Here is an 18,845-nt window from a genome sequence, read left to right on the forward strand (position 1 = left end):
TTGATTTTTTATAATTTGAGCTGGCAATGTGGGGTATTTTAAGAATATCCGCGAAATTGTCTTCTTAAAATTGATTTGCGAATCGTAAATCATAGACTCATATCTTCAGGAGCGAAGATGTGTCGACTTGTTCTAACAAATTAGAATCAAAAGCTTTACTTTGAGGAATTAGAAAACCATGGTCCGTCAGAATGCACAGCGCGTATAATATAATTAAGATCATTGTCATAGGAACAAGACCACGCATTAGGTCGTATTTGGAGTGGACCTTCTATCAAGGTCATACTCTTTAGAGCATTTTTTGCTTTTAAAGCGGCATCATTAGTATCTTTGGCATTATCTACCCAGATGGCAATCATCCAATCTTGTTCGGTATCAAACTTTGAAGAGTGAGAATCAATGCTACTCATACCGTCAAATGTGATAGAACTATAAATCAACTTTGATTTTTGAATAATAGATTCAACACTTGGGCACTTTTCAGGAGGTGCTAATGCAAAACAATTAAATGCTTGTAAAGTGATCCCTAATATAAGCAAGCATTTTTTCATAGATATTTCTCCGCTAGAACCATATGTGTTTTATACCCTAAATCATTATGATATATACAAGCCCAACGTCCATTCTCTAAGAGAATTGGTCCTTTTTCAAAAGATAAAGTCTTTAATGCTTTCTTAACCCCTGAAACAGCGCTTTGACTTTTAGTTTCCAGAGGATCATGTACCCAAATAATGAGATTCCATCTGCTTTTAGTTCCAAACCTAACTCCATAAGCTGCCTCATAGCAAGTGCCATCATAATGACATCCGCCGGAATCAAAAAATACTTCTTCATATTTATCGAATGCGGTAACGTCAGGACATACTTCAGGTTGCGTAAAATGAGATGCTATAGCACAATGGCTAGTTACTAAAAAGAAAAGAGAGATGCATGGAACTTTCATCCTGAAATCACTTCATAATAAAAAAACATATCTTATATGAAAAGATAGGATTGTCTACAGGAATCTCCTTTTCTAAAACTAAGTCAACCTATTTACCCAATAGAATTAAAGATGAGTAAGCCTTAAATAAACAAGTTGCTTGGATTCCAGCCGAAAAAATTGTTATTAATAAATAGGGCTCAAATGGGATGGCGCGGAAGAGTTGAATCTAGGGAGACAATTCCGCGGGTATTTTTAAAACACCAAATGTAGTGCTGTTTCCATTTCGTTTTGAGCGGTTGTGATATACCAATAGTTCTAAAATTGTCTACGTCCTGCGACTTGTTCGCGGCATCCAGGTGTGCGTAGTTCTGAACTTTGAACTAGGGGTTCCCGCGAATAAATCGCGGGACGCAGGCGTTTTTTAAGAATTAAAACCAGGCAAAACGAAATGGAAACGGTAGTAGTAATATCAAAAAATCAACGTCATTTCTGATACTGTAAAAGTAAATATCGATTAACGGAAGCTGGTACTTAATGGCGATGAGAATGGTATCCCGTCTGAATTCACGGGGTGTTGCGGGGCATTTATCCACTCTTTTTGTCGCTTTGGAGTGAGCAGCGTAAACATCTCCGGGTTCGTTTGTTCGATAGACAAGTCACTGTCAGGGGCTCGTTGAAGATCAGGTCGTGCCTCCAGTTGTTCCAGCATTATTCCGCTACTGGATATGGCACGATCCGGTTTGTAAGTTTCGAGTTGGCACGCAAGCCAGGTATCAATCGCGATAAGGTTTAAAAGAAAGCTGATGATTGTTGTTGTAATCATGAGCGGTAATGCAACGGGAGGAAAACACAATGACAGGATGGCGGCGGTTACAGTCAGAATACTGATGCCGGTTGAAAGCAGCGCATAGCGCATATAAACCGATTGTTTTTCGGAGGAATAGTCCTTGTCATAGGACGGTGGTTGTTTCATTTTATGGTATTCGGCAATACACCAGATGGTATTGCTTACGGCAAACAGAAGACTGGCAGGAAGCATGAGCAGGGGAAAGGGAATGGCGAGCAGGCAGAGAAGAATTGCCGCAGTACCGAGCATTGCGGAGATTTTGTACTGGTTTTTAAATTGTGTAAAGCCGTACCAGCACTCTTCTTTTTGAGGATAATTCGGATAAAGATGGCTTGCTATGTACCACAGAATATAACCCGTCAGGTACAGGGACAATGATATTAGATTAAATAGGACCGACAATAACAGGAGCGGTGTATTTTGAAGCTTTGAGAAAAAAAATCCACCCAAAAAAAGGATGCTGGTGGCTTTATCCAGGCGCTTGGTATGACTCACGTAATTGTAATCCAGGTCATAATTTTTTTCATATTGTATTTTGTTTGTATATTGGCGAACAAGTAAAAAAACAATAAAACCAAGTAATTCTGAGGTATTAATTAAGGGGCAGGCTGATTCTCACAAGAAGACCGCCATCCGGCCGATTGCTCGCTGTAATGGAGCCTTTGTGCAGATTGACAGCTTGTTGCGCGATAGCCAAACCCAGACCGTATCCACCGGTTTTTTTCTCCCGGGAGGGATCCACACGATAGAAAGGATTAAATATTGTTTCCAGCTGTTCTTCAGGAACACCGGGGCCTTTATCTTCTATATCAATATAGACGTTTTTGTGATCATCATTCACGGACAACGTGACATAAACGGGTTCATTCATCGGCGAATAACGTAAGGCATTACGTAAAATATTTTCTATTGCACGATGAATCAAACGTTTGTCCAGCATCATCTTTCCTGTTTTAAAGTCATGGATATCGAGTGTGACCTTATGTCCGCCAAATTCAAAATTGGCGTCGTTAATCGTTCGTTTGAGCAACTCAGCCAAACAAATGTTGGACGGATGGAGTTCATCAACCGATTTTTCCAGTCGCGCGTATTCGAGAATTTCGCCAATGAGTGTATTCAGACGAAGGCACTCTTCTTCCATGCGGGAAAATTCGGAGGCTGCATCATTACTGGCCTTTTTTCGCCCCAATTCAATAGCTATTTGCAGTCTGGCAAGCGGGGAGCGCAATTCATGAGATATGTCCTGCAGCAGACGCTCCTTGGAGTTAATTATATTTTCAAGTTGCTCGGCCATTCTGTCGAATTCGTCTCTTAAATCGTCAATTTCATCATGATAATGTCCTTTAAAACGTCCGACTCTTGTACTTAATTGCCCCGTAGCAATGGATTTGGCGGCCATTTTCAGCGAACGTAAGGGTTTGGTCAGGTAAAGCGACAGTAAATAACATATTAATCCGCTGATAAAAATGGCTATAGTGAGCCTGATCGTTAATCCGGCCCATGGGATTTGTATCAAATGGGCTAATGGTTTCTCGCTGACAGCCGCCAGGCGATAAGCTTTGCCCGACGTGGATAAAATTTCATGACTGACGACCAAATTACCGAATTTCAGCAATCCTTCATCAAGTTTTGCATGAACCAGGTCATTGGCTATTTGCTTTACAAAGTTTGGAGGCGGACTGTCGCTGATGATTTCACCGGTACTGACCAGCAGGTACAGGGTCATTTGCCGTGAATTTCCGGTCTGTAACAGCCATTTCCTTAGCGCCTTTGAACGCCCGGATTCAAAAATAGCTACCGCGGCGTTGGCATAGCTGTCCATAAATACTTTTTCGCGGATAGGAATGGATGATTTGCGTGCGATTTCACTGGTTACCCAGGCTGTGGTTACAATAATCAGGATTGAAGCCAGCCAGAATGTCAGAAAAATTTTCCAATACAGGCTACGCATTAAACATATACCCAAAGCCGCGTACGGTTTTAACCAACGGTTCTCCCTCTGGATTTTCGCCTAATTTATTGCGTAAATTACTAATGTGTACATCAATACTTCGATCATAGGCGGTGTATTTTCGACCCAGGGCGTATTCGGTTAATTCCTCTTTTGAAAAAGCCTGTCCGGGTGATTTAATTAACATTTCGAGAATGTTAAATTCGGCATTGGTCAGTTCCATTGGTTCGTCGTGATAGGTGACAAGACGTTTCGCACAGTCCACTACAATATTGTGATGTTGAATGATAGGGCGCTGGGTGGGAATTTTCTGGGTTCTGCGCAGAATGGCTCGCAAGCGCGCGACCAGTTCGCGAGGATTACAGGGCTTGGGCAAGTAATCATCCGCGCCAATTTCAAGCCCCACAATACGGTCAATATCATCGCCTCTGGCCGTCAACATAAGAACGGGTGTTTCCAGGTGCTCTCTAATCGCTTTTAAAACTTCAAAGCCGTTGAGCCGGGGTAGCATGACATCGAGAATAATCGCGTCAAACACTTGATTCAGTGCCTTTTTAACGCCGCTTTCACCGTCATGGACGCAAACGACATGGAAGCCTTCCGGCTCAAGATATTGCACAAGCAAGTCTGTTAATTCTGTGTCGTCATCCACAATAAGAATGGTATTGTTCATTATTCTGTTGTCCTGGAATTGGGAATGGTTCGTGTATCCGTGCAAGCCAGCAGTTTGATTCTTCGGGCGTCCGCGTTTATTACCTTGAATTCGAACTGATCGATTATAATCACCTCTCCCCGTTTGGGTAAATAACCAAATTTATTCATAACAATGCCGCCTATGGTGTCATAAGTCTCATCGCTGAAACGCGCACCGAGCTGCTCATTGAACTCTTCTATTGGTGTATGGGCTTTTACGATATATTGTGAGTCGCCGTGTTCTTTAATGTATGCTTCCTCATCAATATCAAACTCGTCCTCGATATCGCCAATGATTTGCTCGATAATGTCCTCAATCGTGACGAATCCGCTGACCGCACCATACTCATCAACAACAAGCGCCATATGATTGCGGTTGGTGCGGAATTCACTCAGCAACAGATCCAGCCTTTTGCTTTCCGGCACAAAAGTGGCCATACGTACAATATCATGCAAATCAATCTGGTTGTTATTTTCAGCTTGATACCGTAATAAATCCTTGGCATGCAAAATGCCGATAATTTCATCAGAGCTATCGCCGGTTACCGGAAAGCGGGAATGTCCTGAGCGAGTGACAATATCAATGACTTGTTGCAGGGAGTCATGCTGGGACACGCAGGTCATTTGCTTTTTGGGAAGCATGATATCCCGTACCCTCATTTGGGAAAACTGGATAACACCTTCAATCATATCGAGTGTTTCCGAATCGATAAGCGCACGTATCTGCGCGTCTCTCAACAAGGCTATTAATTCGTCTTTGTTTTGGGGTTCAACCTGTAATATTTGTTTCAAGCGCATGAACCACGAACTACTTTCATCCTCTTTATTCAATCTGTTGTTCCTCTTCTTCTTGATATGGATTGGCAAAACCCAGTTTTGCCAGTAGTTTGACTTCGGTTTCCTTCATAACTGCGGCATCGCTGTCCTTGATATGATCAAAACCAAGCAGGTGCAAAACGCCATGAATAATAATGTGTGCCCAGTGAGAATCCAGGGCTTTTTGTTGTTGCTCGCTTTCAATAGACAGGACATCCGGACAAATGACGACATCGCCAAGCAATGGGTAATCAAGCTGGATTTCAGCAGGAATTGAGGCTGGAAACGCCAGAACATTGGTTGGCTTATCCTGCTTTCGATACGTCCCGTTTAGAGAGGTCATTTCTTCAATAGATACGAAACGCAAGGTCAACTCCGCTTTTGCAAGCTGGTGGCATAGTGGTAATTCGGCCCATGAAATCAACAATTTTTCCGGAAAAGGAAGATCTTTATCGCTCACGTTTTGCAAGTCAATCAGGTAATTCATTTTTTATTGTCTCTGGAATGGGTTTCATAACAATCAATGATACGCGATACGAGGGGGTGTCTCACTACCTCGCGGCTACTGAAGGTATGTATGGCAATATTCTCAATTCCTGACAATATTTTTACGGCATGGACCAGTCCCGAATGAATGCCTTTTGGTAAATCAATCTGGGTTATATCGCCCGTAATAACCGTTTTAGAGCCAAAGCCCATACGGGTCAGAAACATTTGCATTTGCATCATTGTGGTATTCTGAGCCTCATCAAGTATGATGAACGCTTCATTGAGCGTTCGTCCCCTCATGAATGCCAGGGGTAAAATTTCAATGACATCGCTCTGAATTAATTTCTGGCTTTCCTTGTAGCCAATCATTTCATAAAGCGCATCATAAATCGGGCGAAGGAATGGCAAAACCTTGTCTACAAGATCGCCTGGCAGAAATCCCAGTTTTTCACCCGCTTCCACTGCGGGTCTGACAAAAACAAGTTTCTGAACCTCGCCTTTTTCAAAGGACTCTATGGCCTTTGAAACGGCAAGGTAGGTTTTACCTGTACCTGCGGGCCCAATGGCAAAGGTGATGTCATGTTGGCTTATGCTGTCCAGATACGCCGCCTGCGTACTGTTTTTAGGGCGTATGGTTTTACGTGATAATTTGACTGGATGGTTCATAGCCGCCTGTGGTTCCTCATCGTTAATTAATGGTAACAAGGTTTCCCTGGTGATTGGGTTATCGGAAAATAAATACAGTTGCCTGATGATTTGTTCGGCTTTTGACAACGATTGGGATGAGCAGCCGCATAAATGGATATGATCATTGCTCACTGTCACTGTTAATTTGAAATGGCGTTCAAGAAGGGTGATGTTTTCATGCAGGGCACCACATATATTTGCCAGGCGATCAGCACTTAAATCGGGTAGAGAAACCTGTTTACTCTGTAGTGTACTACTCAATGTGTTTATAAATGTAAATGGCTCTATATTAAAGGATAGTTCATATTGGTTTGAATTCGCAAGTGGAAAAATCAGGACGTGTGTTCATTTTATTCCTGGTCATGAGGAGTATTCGTATTTCTTACTGGTGTATAATTCCGGCAAAATGATATGATCCTGTTGTTTGTCTGCCTATCTGCTCCTGCGTAAGGTATACTTACCTGTATTAAGGCATACCTGTCAGGCCAGTATTTTCGTGCGGAAGCAGGTTCTGTATGATTACAATTATTATTAATGTTGTTTCTGTCTATTATGATTGATTTACACTGCCACAGCCATTTTTCCGATGGTCTTCACAGCCCGGAGTATCTTGTCGAGAAAGCCATTGCATCGAATGTCAAATTGTTGGCTTTGACCGATCACGATACGTTGGACGGGGTATCATCACTTCATACCGCGGCTCAGGACAGGGACATAACCATTATTAATGGCATTGAACTGAGCACACGGTGGAAAAAATATGATATTCACGTTTTAGGTTATTTAATCAATCCTGACAATAAAGACCTGGTCAGGCTGATTGATCAGCAAAATCAAAGCCGCATAAACCGTGCGCTGGAAATAGGGCAACGACTACAGACCGCGGGAATTAATGATGCTTATACAAAAGCTTGTGAGCTTGCGGGGCATCGGCGTGTCGGGAGGCCACATTTTGCGCAAGTCATAGTGCGTGAAGGATTGGCTGTTGATATGAAAATGTCTTTCAAACGATTTCTTGGCAGAGGCAAACCGGCTTATATACCGACGCCATGGATATCCATGTCCCAGGCTGTAGCCGCTATTAATCAGGCAGGTGGGCTGGCGGTACTTGCCCATCCTCTCAAATATGATTTAACAAGAACGCGGCTGCACGAACTGGTTTGCGAATTCAAGGAAGCCGGAGGATTGGGTTTAGAGGTGGTGTCCGGGGAGATGGGCAAGGATGAGATTACCGCGTTGGCCGGCTTATGTTTGCGTTATCAGTTGCAGGCATCAACAGGATCGGATTTTCATGGTGAATCTGTTTCGCGTATTTCTCTTGGACGTCAGCGGCAACTCCCGCTAAACTGTACGCCAATATGGGATCAATGGGGCATTTGACAGGGGACTTTTATGAGTCAGTTTTTCGCAATACATCCGGATAATCCGCAATCTCGTTTATTGAGGAGCGCCGCCGCGCTGATAGAGGATGGGGGGATTCTTGTTTATCCAACCGACTCAGGGTACGCGTTAGGTTGTCAATTGGGAAATAAAGCGGCGCTGGAGCGAATAAGAAGAATAAGGCAGCTTGACAAGAATCATAATATGACTTTGGTCTGCCGCGATTTGTCACAGCTTGGTACTTACGCCAAAGTATCCAATCCTATTTTTCGCCTGTTAAAAGCGTTTACGCCGGGGCCTTATACGTTTATTTTGAACGCCACCCATGAAGTACCCAGATTAATGTTACATCCCAAGCGCAAAACGCTTGGTTTGCGTGTGCCGGAGAACAACATAACCTTATCGCTTCTCGAATGCCTTGATGCTCCGCTAATGAGTACGACATTAATCTTGCCGGGTGCAAACTTACCCCTGAGTGAACCGGAAGCCATACGGGATTTACTTGGTAGCCAGATTGATTTAATTATTGACGGTGGTAATTGCGGATATGAACCGACAACGGTCGTGGATTTAACGGGTGATTATCCGGCCATACTGCGTGAAGGGAAGGGTGATCCCGAGCCGTTTAGATAAATAATCATAATGTTAACCAGATTGAGGAAATAGATGTCAGCCTTGTTCAGTGCTAATAAACGTGTTGTGTCGGGAATGCGCGCCAGCGGACATTTACATCTTGGTCATTACCATGGTGTGATAAAAAACTGGCTGACATTACAACATCAGTATGACTGCTATTTTTTTGTTGCGGACTGGCATGGTTTGACAACGCGTTATGACGAACCCGGTTATATAGAAACCATTCTCTGGGATATGGTCATTGACTGGCTGGCTTGCGGTATAAATCCCAGTCTCTCAAAAATTTTCATCCAATCCTGGGTTCCCGAACACGCGGAGTTGCATTTATTACTGTCCATGATAACCCCCATCGGCTGGCTGGAACGTGTCCCGACTTACAAGGATCAGCAGGAAAAATTGCACGAAAAGGATTTAACTACGTACGGTTTTTTAGGGTATCCGTTACTGCAAAGTGCGGATGTGTTGTTATATAAGGCAGATTTGGTTCCGGTCGGAGAAGATCAGGTCGCTCACATTGAGCTCATACGGGAAATCGCCAGGCGCTTTAACCACATTTATGGGTGTGAGCCGAATTTTGAGGCACTCGTCACCGAGGCCATTAAAAAAATGGGTAAAAAAAATGGGAAACTCTACAGTGTATTGCGTAAGCAGTTTCAACAGGATGGTTGCCATGAGTCGCTAAACACGGCCAAAGCGTTACTGACTAACCAGCATAATTTATCGCTTGGGGATAAGGAGCGATTGCTGGGTTATCTGGACGGGACAGGAAAAATTATTCTACCTGAGCCGCAGCCATTGCTGACTGAGATGTCCAAAATGCCGGGTCTTGATGGTCAAAAAATGTCAAAATCCTACCATAACACCATCAAATTACGTGAAGAACCCGCGCAAGTAGAAAAGAAAATTCTCACTATGCCTACCGATCCGGCGAGAGTGAAGCGAACGGATCCCGGCGAGCCTGAAAAATGTCCGGTCTGGCCCTTCCATAAAATTTATTCTTCCGAGTCGGAGCAGGAATGGGTACAAACCGGTTGCCGTACGGCAGGAATAGGTTGTATCGACTGCAAACGCCCCCTTGTTGATTCCATTAACAAGGAACTCGCCCCCATTCAACAATCAATCAAGGATCTGGAATCCGACCTGGGTTCCGTCAAACGTATTGTGGCGGAAGGGAGTGAATCAGCCCGGGAAGAGGCGAACAAGACCATGGATGATGTCAGGGAAGTCATGGGCCTGGATTATTAATGACACAGGAAACGGCAGGCGTACGGCCCATGGTTCTGGCGATGGTAGACGGTAGGGAGATAACCGAAATACCCGCCGATTTATTTATTCCGCCTGATGCTTTGGAAATTTTGCTGGAATCTTTTTCTGGACCGCTGGATTTGCTGCTTTATCTGATAAAACGACAAAATATAGATATTCTTGATATACCGATTGCTCATATTACCCGGCAATACATGCAGTATATCCAATGGATGGAGGAGCAGCGTCTGGAGCTGGCCGCGGACTACCTGGTTATGGCAGCCATGCTGGCAGAAATTAAATCCAGATTGTTGTTGCCTGTCATCCATAATGAGGAAGACGGCATCGAGGACGATCCGCGTCTGGCTCTCGTGCGTAAACTTCAAGCGTATGAAGAAATAAAAAAAGCGTCCTTGCAACTGGATGATTTACCACGACGTAACCGTGATTTTTTCCCGGTTCATGTCCATGCCACAGCGATTGAACCACAAATTATTTTTCCGGACGTATTGTTGGAGTGGTTGCCTGAAATGATGCGGGAGTTGATAACGCGTCAGAGTCATCAAAGCCATCATGCAATCACGCGTGAACAGTTATCCGTACGTGATCGAATGACAGTGGTTCTTGAGCGGCTGCGTCATGAAAAAATTATTTTATTTCATCAGATTCTGATTCCAGAGGAGGGGCGAACGGGTCTGACGGTATCCATTCTGGCTATTCTGGAGCTGGCTAAAGAGTCATTGTTACTGATTCAGCAAACGGCTTTGTTTGCACCGATACACATTATGGCGGTGGATTATGAATGATCAGGAAATAAAAGGGATACTCGAAGCGTTATTAATGAGTTCGGCTCAGCCCCTCACGATAGAACAGATGCTTTCCGTTTTTCACGAGGAAGAAAATCCGGGGCCTTTAAGGCTTCGGGAGTTGCTGGATAGACTGGCCAGGGATTATGACGGTCATGCTATTGAACTGGTTGAGGTGGCGAGTGGTTATCTGTTGCAAACCAGACTTAAATACAGTTCATGGATAATACGCCTGCAAGCTGAAAAACCGGCGCGATATTCCAGAGCTTTATTGGAAACACTGGCCATTATTGCCTACAAGCAACCGGTAACACGGGCTGATATTGAGGATATACGCGGCGTTTCAGTAAGCAGCTCCATCCTTAAAACCTTGCAGGAACGCGAATGGATAAGGGTGGCCGGGCACAGGGATGTTCCAGGCAAACCAGCGGTATATGTGACAACCAGAATGTTTCTTGATTATTTTAATTTAACAAGCCTGAACCAGTTGCCTCCGATTGAGAATCAACCCGAAATATCCGGCAGCAATAGTGAGGCACGTGTAGAAGAGTGCGTATGACAACAGAACGATTACAGAAGATATTAAGTCAGGCAGGACTGGGATCCCGACGGGAAATGGAGCGCTGGATAGCATCGGGCCTGGTCAGTGTGAACGGGGTGATGGCAAAAATCGGTGACAGTGCCGGGCCTGATGATCAAATCAAAGTCAAGGGTAAACCGATTGCCAATCCCCTCAAGGAAGAGACGAAAACAAGAATCCTGCTTTACCACAAGCCGGTCGGAGAAATATCCAGCCGCAGTGATCCCAGGCATGCGAAAACGGTTTTCGACAAACTTCCCTATTTGAAGAATGGTCGCTGGATACAGGTCGGTCGATTGGATATCAATACCTCCGGTCTCCTTGTTTTTACCAATAATGGTGAACTGGCGAATCGATTGATGCATCCAAAATATGGCCTTGAAAGAGAATACGCCGTTCGAGTTCGCGGGCAAGTCACGGAAGATGCTGTAAACGCTTTGCTGAAAGGTGTTGAACTGGAAGACGGTGTCGCGCAGTTCAAACGTATTGAATTTCATGGCGGAGAGGGAGCAAACGCCTGGTATCATGTGATCCTGACCGAAGGCAAGAATCGTGAAGTCCGACGTTTATGGCAATCACAAGGATTGGAGGTCAGTCGTCTCATACGAATTCGTTACGGACAACTGACTATGCCGCGTTTTTTGACCAGAGGGCAATTTGTTGAACTCTCTCCGAAAGATGTGGGTTCTTTTATGAGTAAACTTGATAAATCCTAGGCTGCAAAAGCGTGTGTTGATTTATCCCAGGTCATGCAGGTCGGGCGCCTCGCCCGATGCGCCCGACCTGCGTTACGCTGCTCGAAATCATCCCCAATCTCCAGAGTTTTTACCCGGATATTCTCTCATTATGGGAATCGGATCCCGATTTGCCATGGATTTGAAAATCCAGAAGCATAAGGAGTCCGCTCCAGTATTTTGTCCAGTGATAATCATAAGGATCATGATTTTTTACCCGTTTCAGCAAATGACCGTCCTCCCATTTAAAGAGGGGTGCGTGGTTATTAAGCGAATCAATATTGCTGTAATCGGGCAACCAGGCTAATTCTTCCAATTCGTCAGGGATTTGGCCGGTAAGAAAAGCCGTGTACACGGCATCGACTGACATTTGGGTAATTTTCAAAATCATCTCGTAATGGGGCTGTGCGTCAGGATGTTTGAGATAATGATCACCAAAGGCACGCCAGGCAATACCGCGTGAATTGACGACGTTTAATCCGTATCGTGAGTCTTCATCGTGCATAAAATTGGCAATGACAAGATTTAATATATCAGGTAACGCGATGGTGTTATGAACGGCGCGTCGAGGTGTGCGCATATGTCCGGAGGACATGGAATCCGTCAGATAATGATTGGCAAAGGCATTTTGCGCATAAGCAAGATGAAGTGCTTCCCGGGCTTTTTCATTCTGGTTTTTCTGCAGGTACTTGTGCGCGTTAATGGCGGATTTTAAAGCGGCGTTATGCCCTGCCTTATAGGCTGTTAATGAGTCCGGTACAAAATGATCCATGTTGACGCTGGCCAGTTTCAGGTAAGACCCAAATGGGATCAGCGCGCTGACAAAGGAACCGCCACAGCTGATACGATTCAATGCTTTGGTGTTGTCCGAGCTATATTCCTTGAAAAAATCCCATTCGGCCTGTCCCTTTTGCTGCGCCATGTCGAGTTTTTCCTGAATTTTTGCAAAATGGCTGCCATAAGCGGTGGTTAACAGAAAAGGATCGGAGCAGGGATGATTAGGATCGTCGGCCGTGAGGCCCAACGTGGAAAATTGGGAATAAAAACATTCTTCCTGTTGATCAGGCGAGCAACTTGAAATGACCTTACTGGTGTTACCGAAGAAATCACCGGCGTACATGATAATTTCGCCATAACTTAACTGTAATCCATTAGGGAGGGTTAATTTTCCGGAGGGTGGCGGTGTCAGTGGATCCCAGTACAGCCTTACCTTGTTGCCTATTCGTTGATGTTCGAGGCTGCCAAAATCGATACCTCCCTGTTCCAGACTGGTTTCGATTAATTGCCGGTGAGGCATGGAGGATTCGGATTGACTGGCGTAGCAGGAAATAACCATGAGCCATGACATGAGTAAACAGCCTGTGATATCCTTAAACATTGTATTTTTCCTTGGTAGGTTGTTTTTAATTTATTCATTAATCAATAAGATAACAAAATTGTAATTCAAGAAATAATCATAGCCTATTAATGTCTGTTCTCAATCAGTATTTTAAGCTGTAAATCGAACTTGATGACTTCAAAAAACCTGATTGAGACCGGCCCTTACCCAATAGTAATTTTACAACAGAGATAAATGACATGAGTAGAAAACGGCAGCGCCTCGATAAAACGATTCAAACCGGTCACATCGTGAGTTTTAGTCATGATGGCCGTGGGATAGCCCGAATGAATGGCAAGGCAACGTTTATCCAGGGCGCCTTGCCGGGCGAAACGGTTTTATTTCAGTATTCCCGCCGGAAAACGGATTTTGATGAAGGTCATGTCACGGAGGTTCTTGAACCTTCTCCGTATCGGGTCATGCCTCGTTGCAAGCATTATGTCATGTGTGGCGGTTGCTCACTACAGCATCTTGAAGAGCCTCGGCAAATTACCGAAAAACAGGATATGTTGCTTGATTTATTACGTCGCGTCGGGCATGTGGCGCCTCAAAATTTGTTGCCGCCGTTAAGCGGTAATCATTGGCATTATCGTCATAAAGCGCGATTGAGTGTGCGTTACGTTGAAAAAAAGCAATCGTGTCTCGTCGGGTTCAGGGAAAAAAAGAATCCACGCTATATCGCGGAAATAGAACAATGCCCGGTATTACATAGTAAACTGGATCGGCATATTATAGATTTACGGCGTCTAGTCGACTCTTTGGACTCCCTGTCCGCTATAGCTCAAATAGAAGTGGCTGCCGGTGACGAGGAGGTCGCTTTGATTTTTAGAAATCTTGAACCCTTAAGCGTAACAGACCAGGAAAAAATCAGACAATTTGCCGAAGATCTGCAGTTTAAAATTTTCCTGCAACCAGGCGGCGCCGACAGCGTTACTCTTTTTTACCCGGAACAGGCGGATGAGTTTCTCTACTACGAGTTACCTGCGCAAAAAGTACGATTTCAATTTCATCCCACCGATTTCACCCAGGTTAATTCCGGACTGAATCGACTGATGGTGGACAGAGCCCTGGAATTAATGGATTTGAATGAACAGGATGTGGTTCTGGACCTGTTCTGTGGTCTGGGTAATTTTTCCTTACCGATGGCCAGGGTTTGTGCCCATGTTACAGGCATTGAAGGCAGTGACAAGATGGTTCTCAGAGCCAGTGAGAATGCTCGATTGAATAATATCGATAATGCCGAATTTTATTGCGCTAATCTTGATGAAATAAATTCACTTGAAAAAATAGTTAACTTTCAATTTACTAAAGTCCTTATTGATCCGCCAAGATCAGGGGCACTGGAAATTGTGCGACAAATCGATACACTTAAACCTATAAGAATTGTTTACGTTTCATGTAACCCGGCTACGCTGGCCAGAGATACGGATATACTCGTCAATCACCATGGATATCGATTAACAAGCGTTGGCGTCATGGATATGTTTCCACATACCACTCATGTGGAATCCATAGCTTTATTTGAGAAGGATAGGCAGTAATGGTCAAAGTAAAAGAAAATACACCATGGTTGGCCGATGGCAGCATTGATGTCGAGCAATGGCTGCAACAATTGGGCGCCAAGGGGTATTTGAAAGACCTCGACAGAATTAGAAACGCTTGTACGCTCAGTCAGTTAAGCGGCCTGGATCACGCAACGGAAACCGGTGTTTCCTGTTTGCAGCAGGGTTTGATCATGGCCGATCTGCTGGCTGATCTGGAGGTTGATCCGGATACATTGATTACAGCTATTGTTTTTGTGAGCGTGTACTATGCGGAATTGTCCCTCGATGATGTGGAAGAACAACTGGGTTTGCCCATTGCCAAACTAGTCAAGGGTGTGGAGCGGATGAGCGCCATGCACAATTTGCAGGTGCTGAATAAATATCCTCAGAACAAGCAGCAAATTGATAATATCCGAAAGATGTTGCTGGCCATGGTTGATGATGCCCGGGTGGTTTTGATCAAACTCGCCGAACGTCTGTGTGTGTTGAGAACGGCAAGTCAGCTTCCCGAGACACTGCGTACGCAGATTGCAACCGAGGCGATGGAAATCTATGCGCCATTGGCAAATCGACTGGGTATAGGGGCTATTAAATGGGAAATGGAGGATTTGGCCTTTCGTTTCCTGCATCCGGAAAAATACAAGGAAATAGCCAAGGGACTAAAGGCCAAGCGTCTGGAGCGTGATCGTTATGTGGAATTAATTGTCGGGGAGTTGAATCAACACATTAAGGCATTGGGTGTACACCATTTTGAAGTATATGGTCGTTCCAAGCATATCCACAGCATTTATAAAAAAATGATTCGTAAAAACGTGCCTCTTGATGAAATTTATGATGCAACGGCTGTGAGGGTGTTACTGGAAACGAAAGAGCAGTGTTATGAAGTTCTCAGTCTGGTTCATCATCTATGGAAACAGGTGCCTGCTGAATTTGACGATTACATAGCGAACCCCAAAGCCAACGGTTATCAATCGCTTCATACGGCGGTTGCTGGTCCTGAAGAACGGGTATTTGAAGTGCAGATTCGTACTTTTCACATGCATGATCAGGCTGAAATGGGTGTGGCCGCGCACTGGAAATACAAGGAAAGCGCTGTTCAGCATAAAGAAAGCCATGAACGAAAAATTGAATGGCTGCGAGATGTATTGGCCTGGCATAAGGAAATGGCTACTTCCCATGGTGTTTCCGAAGCGATGGAGACGGAATTTCTTGAAGACAGGGTCTATGTGTTTACACCGGAGGGTGATGTTCTTGACTTACCGCATGGCGTGACACCGCTTGATTTTGCCTATCATGTTCATAGTAAGGTTGGACATCGCTGCCGTGGCGCGAAAGTCAATGGCTCCATCGTTCCCTTGACGTCGGCACTTAAAACGGGTGATCGGGTTGAAATTCTGACCGGCAAGGAAGAAAAGCCTTCCCGCGACTGGATCAATCCTCATTTGCATTATTTAAAAACCTCGCGCGCCAAAGCCAAGGTTCTGCATTGGTTTAAAATGCAGGATTACGAAAAAAACAGAGCCGAAGGGCATGACATTCTGGATAAGGAATTAAAGGCGCTTGGTATCAAATCGGATCGTCTCCAGGACGTGGTGAAAACCTTTAATTTCAAACGACTGGATGACTTACTGGCCGCTCTGGGACGTGGTGATATCAAATTAAGCCAGATTCTTAACCGCCTTTCTCCGGCTGAAGTCGTTGAACCGGACATTCAGAACATCGTTAAGCCGCAAAACATCCCGGAAGTGACCGGAAGCGATCTGCGAATAGAAGGGGTAGGTAATTTATTGACTAACATGGCTCGTTGTTGCCAGCCTCTTCCCGGTGATGATGTTATCGGTTATATCACCATAGGGCGAGGCGTGTCCGTTCATCGCAAGGATTGTCCTAACATTATTCATGCCACTGAAAAACAACGACAACGATTCCTTGAAGTGAGCTGGGGAAACGCGACCAGAGATCATTATGTGGTTGATATTTTAATTAAAGCGTTTGATCGTGTCGGATTGTTAAGAGACGTGACCTCGTTATTGTCGACGGAAAAAGCGCATGTCTATGCGATGCAAACCAAAATGAACAAGCAGGACAATTCCGCTTATATTTCTCTGACGATAGAGATTGACGGCTTAAACAGTTTGTCGCGCCTGTTAAACAGGTTGCAACAAATTCCCAACGTTCTGGAAGCAAGAAGACAGACGCAATAACTTCCACCTGCCATGCCGGATTTGCAGGCTCCCTGGCATGGCTGGCCATTGCTCCCGCGTTTCACGCGGGCTACGATAAAGCGAGCGTATCTTCAGACAATCTGTTTTTCATAGTATTGCACTCCTCAATAAAATTGTCGCGAATTTCATTGAGGTGGTCATCGGCAAGCGGTAGATCACGTATGGCCTTTACTAACTTATCCAGAAACCGCGCACGCTCTTCGTCGGTATGCTTTTGTCCTGGAAGCGGTTCTTTTAGGGATGGCTCAACCAGAGCCTCAGGCTTGTACCCGGGTGGTGTAAATACCATATCATTCATATATGGGGTAATGAATGGACTATTTGCCAGGCTTTCCTCATTTTTATACCAGCGCGTTAGTGCGTCTCGATATTCATCCAGGGCATCGGCATCCAGAAAATCGGCGTAATTATAAACACCGGTCGGGAAATTTTTACCCGGATGATGGCGTGGTTTAATGCCTAATTCGTCATTAAAATAAGCAAGCAGCTCTTCTTCAAAACGTTGAATACCTGGAGCGTCGGGATGGGTCACCATGTCGATGGCCAAAATACGCTGATCATCGCCGGTCGCCGTAGCGGATAAACCGCCGCTTGTTCCTTTAAGGTACCGCACATACATGGCGTAGGTAAGCGGGTATTCGTCTTGTTCGGCGGCTTCCAGTAACATGTCATCTACTTTTTTGGCGATTTTACCCAGTATCTCCCCGGCCTCGGCTTTATTGACCGGAATGAAATAACTGACGTCGCGCAGGGATTTTGGAAAACCGACCTGGTAGTGGGTTATATGATTTTCATAGTCTACCCGCGCATCCGTACCTCGCGTTTTGGTAATGACGGCGGCCGTCAGGAGCATGTAGGCGGGAAACAAATGCTGTAAGCCGGCATCCAGAAGAAAGTCCTGCACCGAATCACCGATTTGTACCTGTAACTCCTGCGAGAGTGAACTGGCATCCGCCGCATAGGGCGCACTCTTATAAGCAGTGCGTTTTTTATCCGTTTTATTCCATAAACGCACATGCCATTTATCAATGGAACGCTCCTCAATGACAGAGGAGGGATAGGTGGGTATACGCATAAGCGTAAAATAGTCATTATTGTCCGTTAAATCATCGAGATCCTCGTTCATCGTTTCGACATCATGATAATTGCGTATGGTTTCTTCAAGATTAAAGGCTTTATTGACCCGAAGCGTCACGTTCAGAACAACACCGAGCATACCGGCATGGGCTGCGCAAAGCGTGGTGAAATCCTTATCATCCCGGGTTATTGTACGAATCTCACCATTCATGTCACAAATCGTCATACTCTCGATTAAACCGCTGAACGCCGGCTGCTTCTTACCGGTACCGTGCCCGCCATTAGCCAGGAGTCCAACGGCTGTAACCCAGGCAATCATGCTGACGGTTGGTAGTGACAATTTTTGTTTTCTCAACCAGTCCGCCAGTTGTGCAATTTGCACCCCCGCATTGACTTGCACCAGGTAATCATCGCTTCCCTCAATGGGTCCAAGATTTTTCAGTGTATGAAACGATTCATCAAAGCGCAGAATGACATCCGCTCTGGCGCCTTGTGAAAATGAAAAAGATTCGTTGTAAGTGTTTTTTTGCTTTTGTTTCCAGGGGAAGCAGCACCAGGTGCTCCCAGGTTCGTCTTTCCAGCCTGCGGCGGCCCGCAGAGTTATCTTTGATTCAGGATTTGCGTCATTCATTTCCTTGATGGCCTGAATGACTTTTTGTACGTCATCGTTGTTTTTTACCTGGACAATAATGGCATTGGGTTGTTGCACATCTTCCATGTAATTTTTCCAGCGTTTACGCTGCCAGGAAATTTTTTTCTCTGATAATTTTGCCAGTAAGGCGTCCCTGGTAATGGTACTCATCCCCATAGATTTAAATCCTTTTATAGATTA

At 44.8% G+C, this 18,845-nt stretch carries 18 protein-coding genes; 8 read left to right on the top strand and 10 right to left on the bottom strand.

What is annotated here, in order from left to right:
* Positions 1 to 155: 155 nt before the first annotated feature.
* The 8 genes from CKW05_RS07235 to CKW05_RS07265 form a co-directional block, all read right to left on the bottom strand.
* Positions 156 to 551 carry a hypothetical protein gene (locus tag CKW05_RS07235; protein ID WP_058483428.1) on the bottom strand — a complete coding sequence of 132 codons (396 nt, stop codon included), beginning with the start codon at positions 549 to 551 and terminating at the stop codon, positions 156 to 158.
* Positions 548 to 943 carry a hypothetical protein gene (locus tag CKW05_RS15315; protein ID WP_133141137.1) on the bottom strand — a complete coding sequence of 132 codons (396 nt, stop codon included), beginning with the start codon at positions 941 to 943 and terminating at the stop codon, positions 548 to 550. Before CKW05_RS15315 ends, CKW05_RS07235 begins: the two co-directional genes overlap by 4 nt.
* Before the next feature lie 496 nt (positions 944 to 1,439).
* Positions 1,440 to 2,267, bottom strand: a complete 828-nt coding sequence (locus tag CKW05_RS07240; protein WP_058483429.1) for a hypothetical protein — start codon at positions 2,265 to 2,267, stop codon at positions 1,440 to 1,442.
* Between the two features lie 97 nt (positions 2,268 to 2,364).
* A complete protein-coding gene (gene cpxA, locus CKW05_RS07245; RefSeq protein ID WP_058483430.1) occupies positions 2,365 to 3,723 on the bottom strand; it encodes a two-component system sensor histidine kinase CpxA in 1,359 nt (452 codons plus the stop codon).
* On the bottom strand, positions 3,716 to 4,396 hold the full coding sequence (cpxR, locus tag CKW05_RS07250) for a two-component system response regulator CpxR (RefSeq protein WP_058483431.1): 681 nt from the start codon (positions 4,394 to 4,396) through the stop codon (positions 3,716 to 3,718). Before cpxR ends, cpxA begins: the two co-directional genes overlap by 8 nt.
* Entirely contained in the window at positions 4,396 to 5,214 is an 819-nt protein-coding gene (locus CKW05_RS07255) for an HlyC/CorC family transporter (RefSeq protein ID WP_408607006.1), read from the bottom strand. Before CKW05_RS07255 ends, cpxR begins: the two co-directional genes overlap by 1 nt.
* A gap of 25 nt (positions 5,215 to 5,239) precedes the next feature.
* Positions 5,240 to 5,719, bottom strand: a complete 480-nt coding sequence (gene ybeY / locus CKW05_RS07260; protein WP_058483433.1) for an rRNA maturation RNase YbeY — start codon at positions 5,717 to 5,719, stop codon at positions 5,240 to 5,242.
* Complete coding sequence (locus CKW05_RS07265) at positions 5,716 to 6,669, bottom strand: PhoH family protein (protein WP_065238396.1); 954 nt, start codon at positions 6,667 to 6,669, stop codon at positions 5,716 to 5,718. Before CKW05_RS07265 ends, ybeY begins: the two co-directional genes overlap by 4 nt.
* Positions 6,670 to 6,960: 291 nt before the next feature.
* On the opposite strand from CKW05_RS07265, the gene CKW05_RS07270 reads away from it, so the two are divergent.
* From CKW05_RS07270 to rluB, 6 genes are read left to right on the top strand one after another with little or no spacing between them, the layout of a single operon-like run.
* Positions 6,961 to 7,788 carry a PHP domain-containing protein gene (locus CKW05_RS07270; protein WP_058483573.1) on the top strand — a complete coding sequence of 276 codons (828 nt, stop codon included), beginning with the start codon at positions 6,961 to 6,963 and terminating at the stop codon, positions 7,786 to 7,788.
* 12 nt (positions 7,789 to 7,800) lie between these two features.
* Positions 7,801 to 8,421, top strand: coding sequence for an L-threonylcarbamoyladenylate synthase (locus CKW05_RS07275; protein ID WP_058483434.1), 621 nt, complete (start codon positions 7,801 to 7,803; stop codon positions 8,419 to 8,421).
* Positions 8,422 to 8,454: 33 nt separating this feature from the next.
* Entirely contained in the window at positions 8,455 to 9,669 is a 1,215-nt protein-coding gene (locus CKW05_RS07280) for a tryptophan--tRNA ligase (protein WP_058483435.1), read from the top strand.
* Positions 9,669 to 10,475 carry a segregation and condensation protein A gene (locus CKW05_RS07285; protein WP_058483436.1) on the top strand — a complete coding sequence of 269 codons (807 nt, stop codon included), beginning with the start codon at positions 9,669 to 9,671 and terminating at the stop codon, positions 10,473 to 10,475. The genes CKW05_RS07280 and CKW05_RS07285 overlap by 1 nt, the downstream gene beginning before the upstream one ends.
* Positions 10,468 to 11,034, top strand: coding sequence for an SMC-Scp complex subunit ScpB (gene scpB / locus CKW05_RS07290; protein WP_058483437.1), 567 nt, complete (start codon positions 10,468 to 10,470; stop codon positions 11,032 to 11,034). Before CKW05_RS07285 ends, scpB begins: the two co-directional genes overlap by 8 nt.
* On the top strand, positions 11,031 to 11,771 hold the full coding sequence (rluB, locus tag CKW05_RS07295; RefSeq protein ID WP_058483438.1) for a 23S rRNA pseudouridine(2605) synthase RluB: 741 nt from the start codon (positions 11,031 to 11,033) through the stop codon (positions 11,769 to 11,771). The genes scpB and rluB overlap by 4 nt, the downstream gene beginning before the upstream one ends.
* A gap of 109 nt (positions 11,772 to 11,880) precedes the next feature.
* On the opposite strand, the gene CKW05_RS07300 is transcribed toward rluB, so the two are convergent.
* The gene (locus tag CKW05_RS07300) at positions 11,881 to 13,167 is read right to left on the bottom strand and encodes a hypothetical protein (protein WP_058483439.1); all 1,287 of its coding nucleotides are present in this window, start codon (positions 13,165 to 13,167) and stop codon (positions 11,881 to 11,883) included.
* Positions 13,168 to 13,367: 200 nt separating this feature from the next.
* Here CKW05_RS07300 and rlmD point away from each other — a divergent pair, with 200 nt between their 5' ends.
* The gene (gene rlmD, locus CKW05_RS07305) at positions 13,368 to 14,708 is read left to right on the top strand and encodes a 23S rRNA (uracil(1939)-C(5))-methyltransferase RlmD (RefSeq protein WP_058483440.1); all 1,341 of its coding nucleotides are present in this window, start codon (positions 13,368 to 13,370) and stop codon (positions 14,706 to 14,708) included.
* Positions 14,708 to 16,915, top strand: coding sequence for a GTP diphosphokinase (gene relA, locus CKW05_RS07310; protein WP_058483441.1), 2,208 nt, complete (start codon positions 14,708 to 14,710; stop codon positions 16,913 to 16,915). The genes rlmD and relA overlap by 1 nt, the downstream gene beginning before the upstream one ends.
* Before the next feature lie 70 nt (positions 16,916 to 16,985).
* Here relA and CKW05_RS07315 read toward each other — a convergent pair whose 3' ends face one another.
* Positions 16,986 to 18,821, bottom strand: a complete 1,836-nt coding sequence (locus CKW05_RS07315) for an FAD-binding protein (protein ID WP_058483442.1) — start codon at positions 18,819 to 18,821, stop codon at positions 16,986 to 16,988.
* Positions 18,822 to 18,845 lie beyond the last annotated feature (24 nt).

Source organism: Legionella spiritensis, assembly GCF_900186965.1.
Lineage (GTDB): Bacteria > Pseudomonadota > Gammaproteobacteria > Legionellales > Legionellaceae > Legionella_C > Legionella_C spiritensis.

Coding starts and splice junctions, on each gene's coding strand:
- CKW05_RS07235 (WP_058483428.1), bottom strand. CDS start 551: ATGAAAAAATGCTTGCTTATATTAGGGATCACTTTACAAGCATTTAAT.
- CKW05_RS15315 (WP_133141137.1), bottom strand. CDS start 943: ATGAAAGTTCCATGCATCTCTCTTTTCTTTTTAGTAACTAGCCATTGT.
- cpxA (WP_058483430.1), bottom strand. CDS start 3,723: ATGCGTAGCCTGTATTGGAAAATTTTTCTGACATTCTGGCTGGCTTCA.
- cpxR (WP_058483431.1), bottom strand. CDS start 4,396: ATGAACAATACCATTCTTATTGTGGATGACGACACAGAATTAACAGAC.
- CKW05_RS07255 (WP_408607006.1), bottom strand. CDS start 5,214: ATGCGCTTGAAACAAATATTACAGGTTGAACCCCAAAACAAAGACGAA.
- ybeY (WP_058483433.1), bottom strand. CDS start 5,719: ATGAATTACCTGATTGACTTGCAAAACGTGAGCGATAAAGATCTTCCT.
- CKW05_RS07270 (WP_058483573.1), top strand. CDS start 6,961: ATGATTGATTTACACTGCCACAGCCATTTTTCCGATGGTCTTCACAGC.
- CKW05_RS07275 (WP_058483434.1), top strand. CDS start 7,801: ATGAGTCAGTTTTTCGCAATACATCCGGATAATCCGCAATCTCGTTTA.
- CKW05_RS07280 (WP_058483435.1), top strand. CDS start 8,455: ATGTCAGCCTTGTTCAGTGCTAATAAACGTGTTGTGTCGGGAATGCGC.
- CKW05_RS07285 (WP_058483436.1), top strand. CDS start 9,669: ATGACACAGGAAACGGCAGGCGTACGGCCCATGGTTCTGGCGATGGTA.
- scpB (WP_058483437.1), top strand. CDS start 10,468: ATGAATGATCAGGAAATAAAAGGGATACTCGAAGCGTTATTAATGAGT.
- rluB (WP_058483438.1), top strand. CDS start 11,031: ATGACAACAGAACGATTACAGAAGATATTAAGTCAGGCAGGACTGGGA.
- CKW05_RS07300 (WP_058483439.1), bottom strand. CDS start 13,167: ATGTTTAAGGATATCACAGGCTGTTTACTCATGTCATGGCTCATGGTT.
- rlmD (WP_058483440.1), top strand. CDS start 13,368: ATGAGTAGAAAACGGCAGCGCCTCGATAAAACGATTCAAACCGGTCAC.
- relA (WP_058483441.1), top strand. CDS start 14,708: ATGGTCAAAGTAAAAGAAAATACACCATGGTTGGCCGATGGCAGCATT.
- CKW05_RS07315 (WP_058483442.1), bottom strand. CDS start 18,821: ATGGGGATGAGTACCATTACCAGGGACGCCTTACTGGCAAAATTATCA.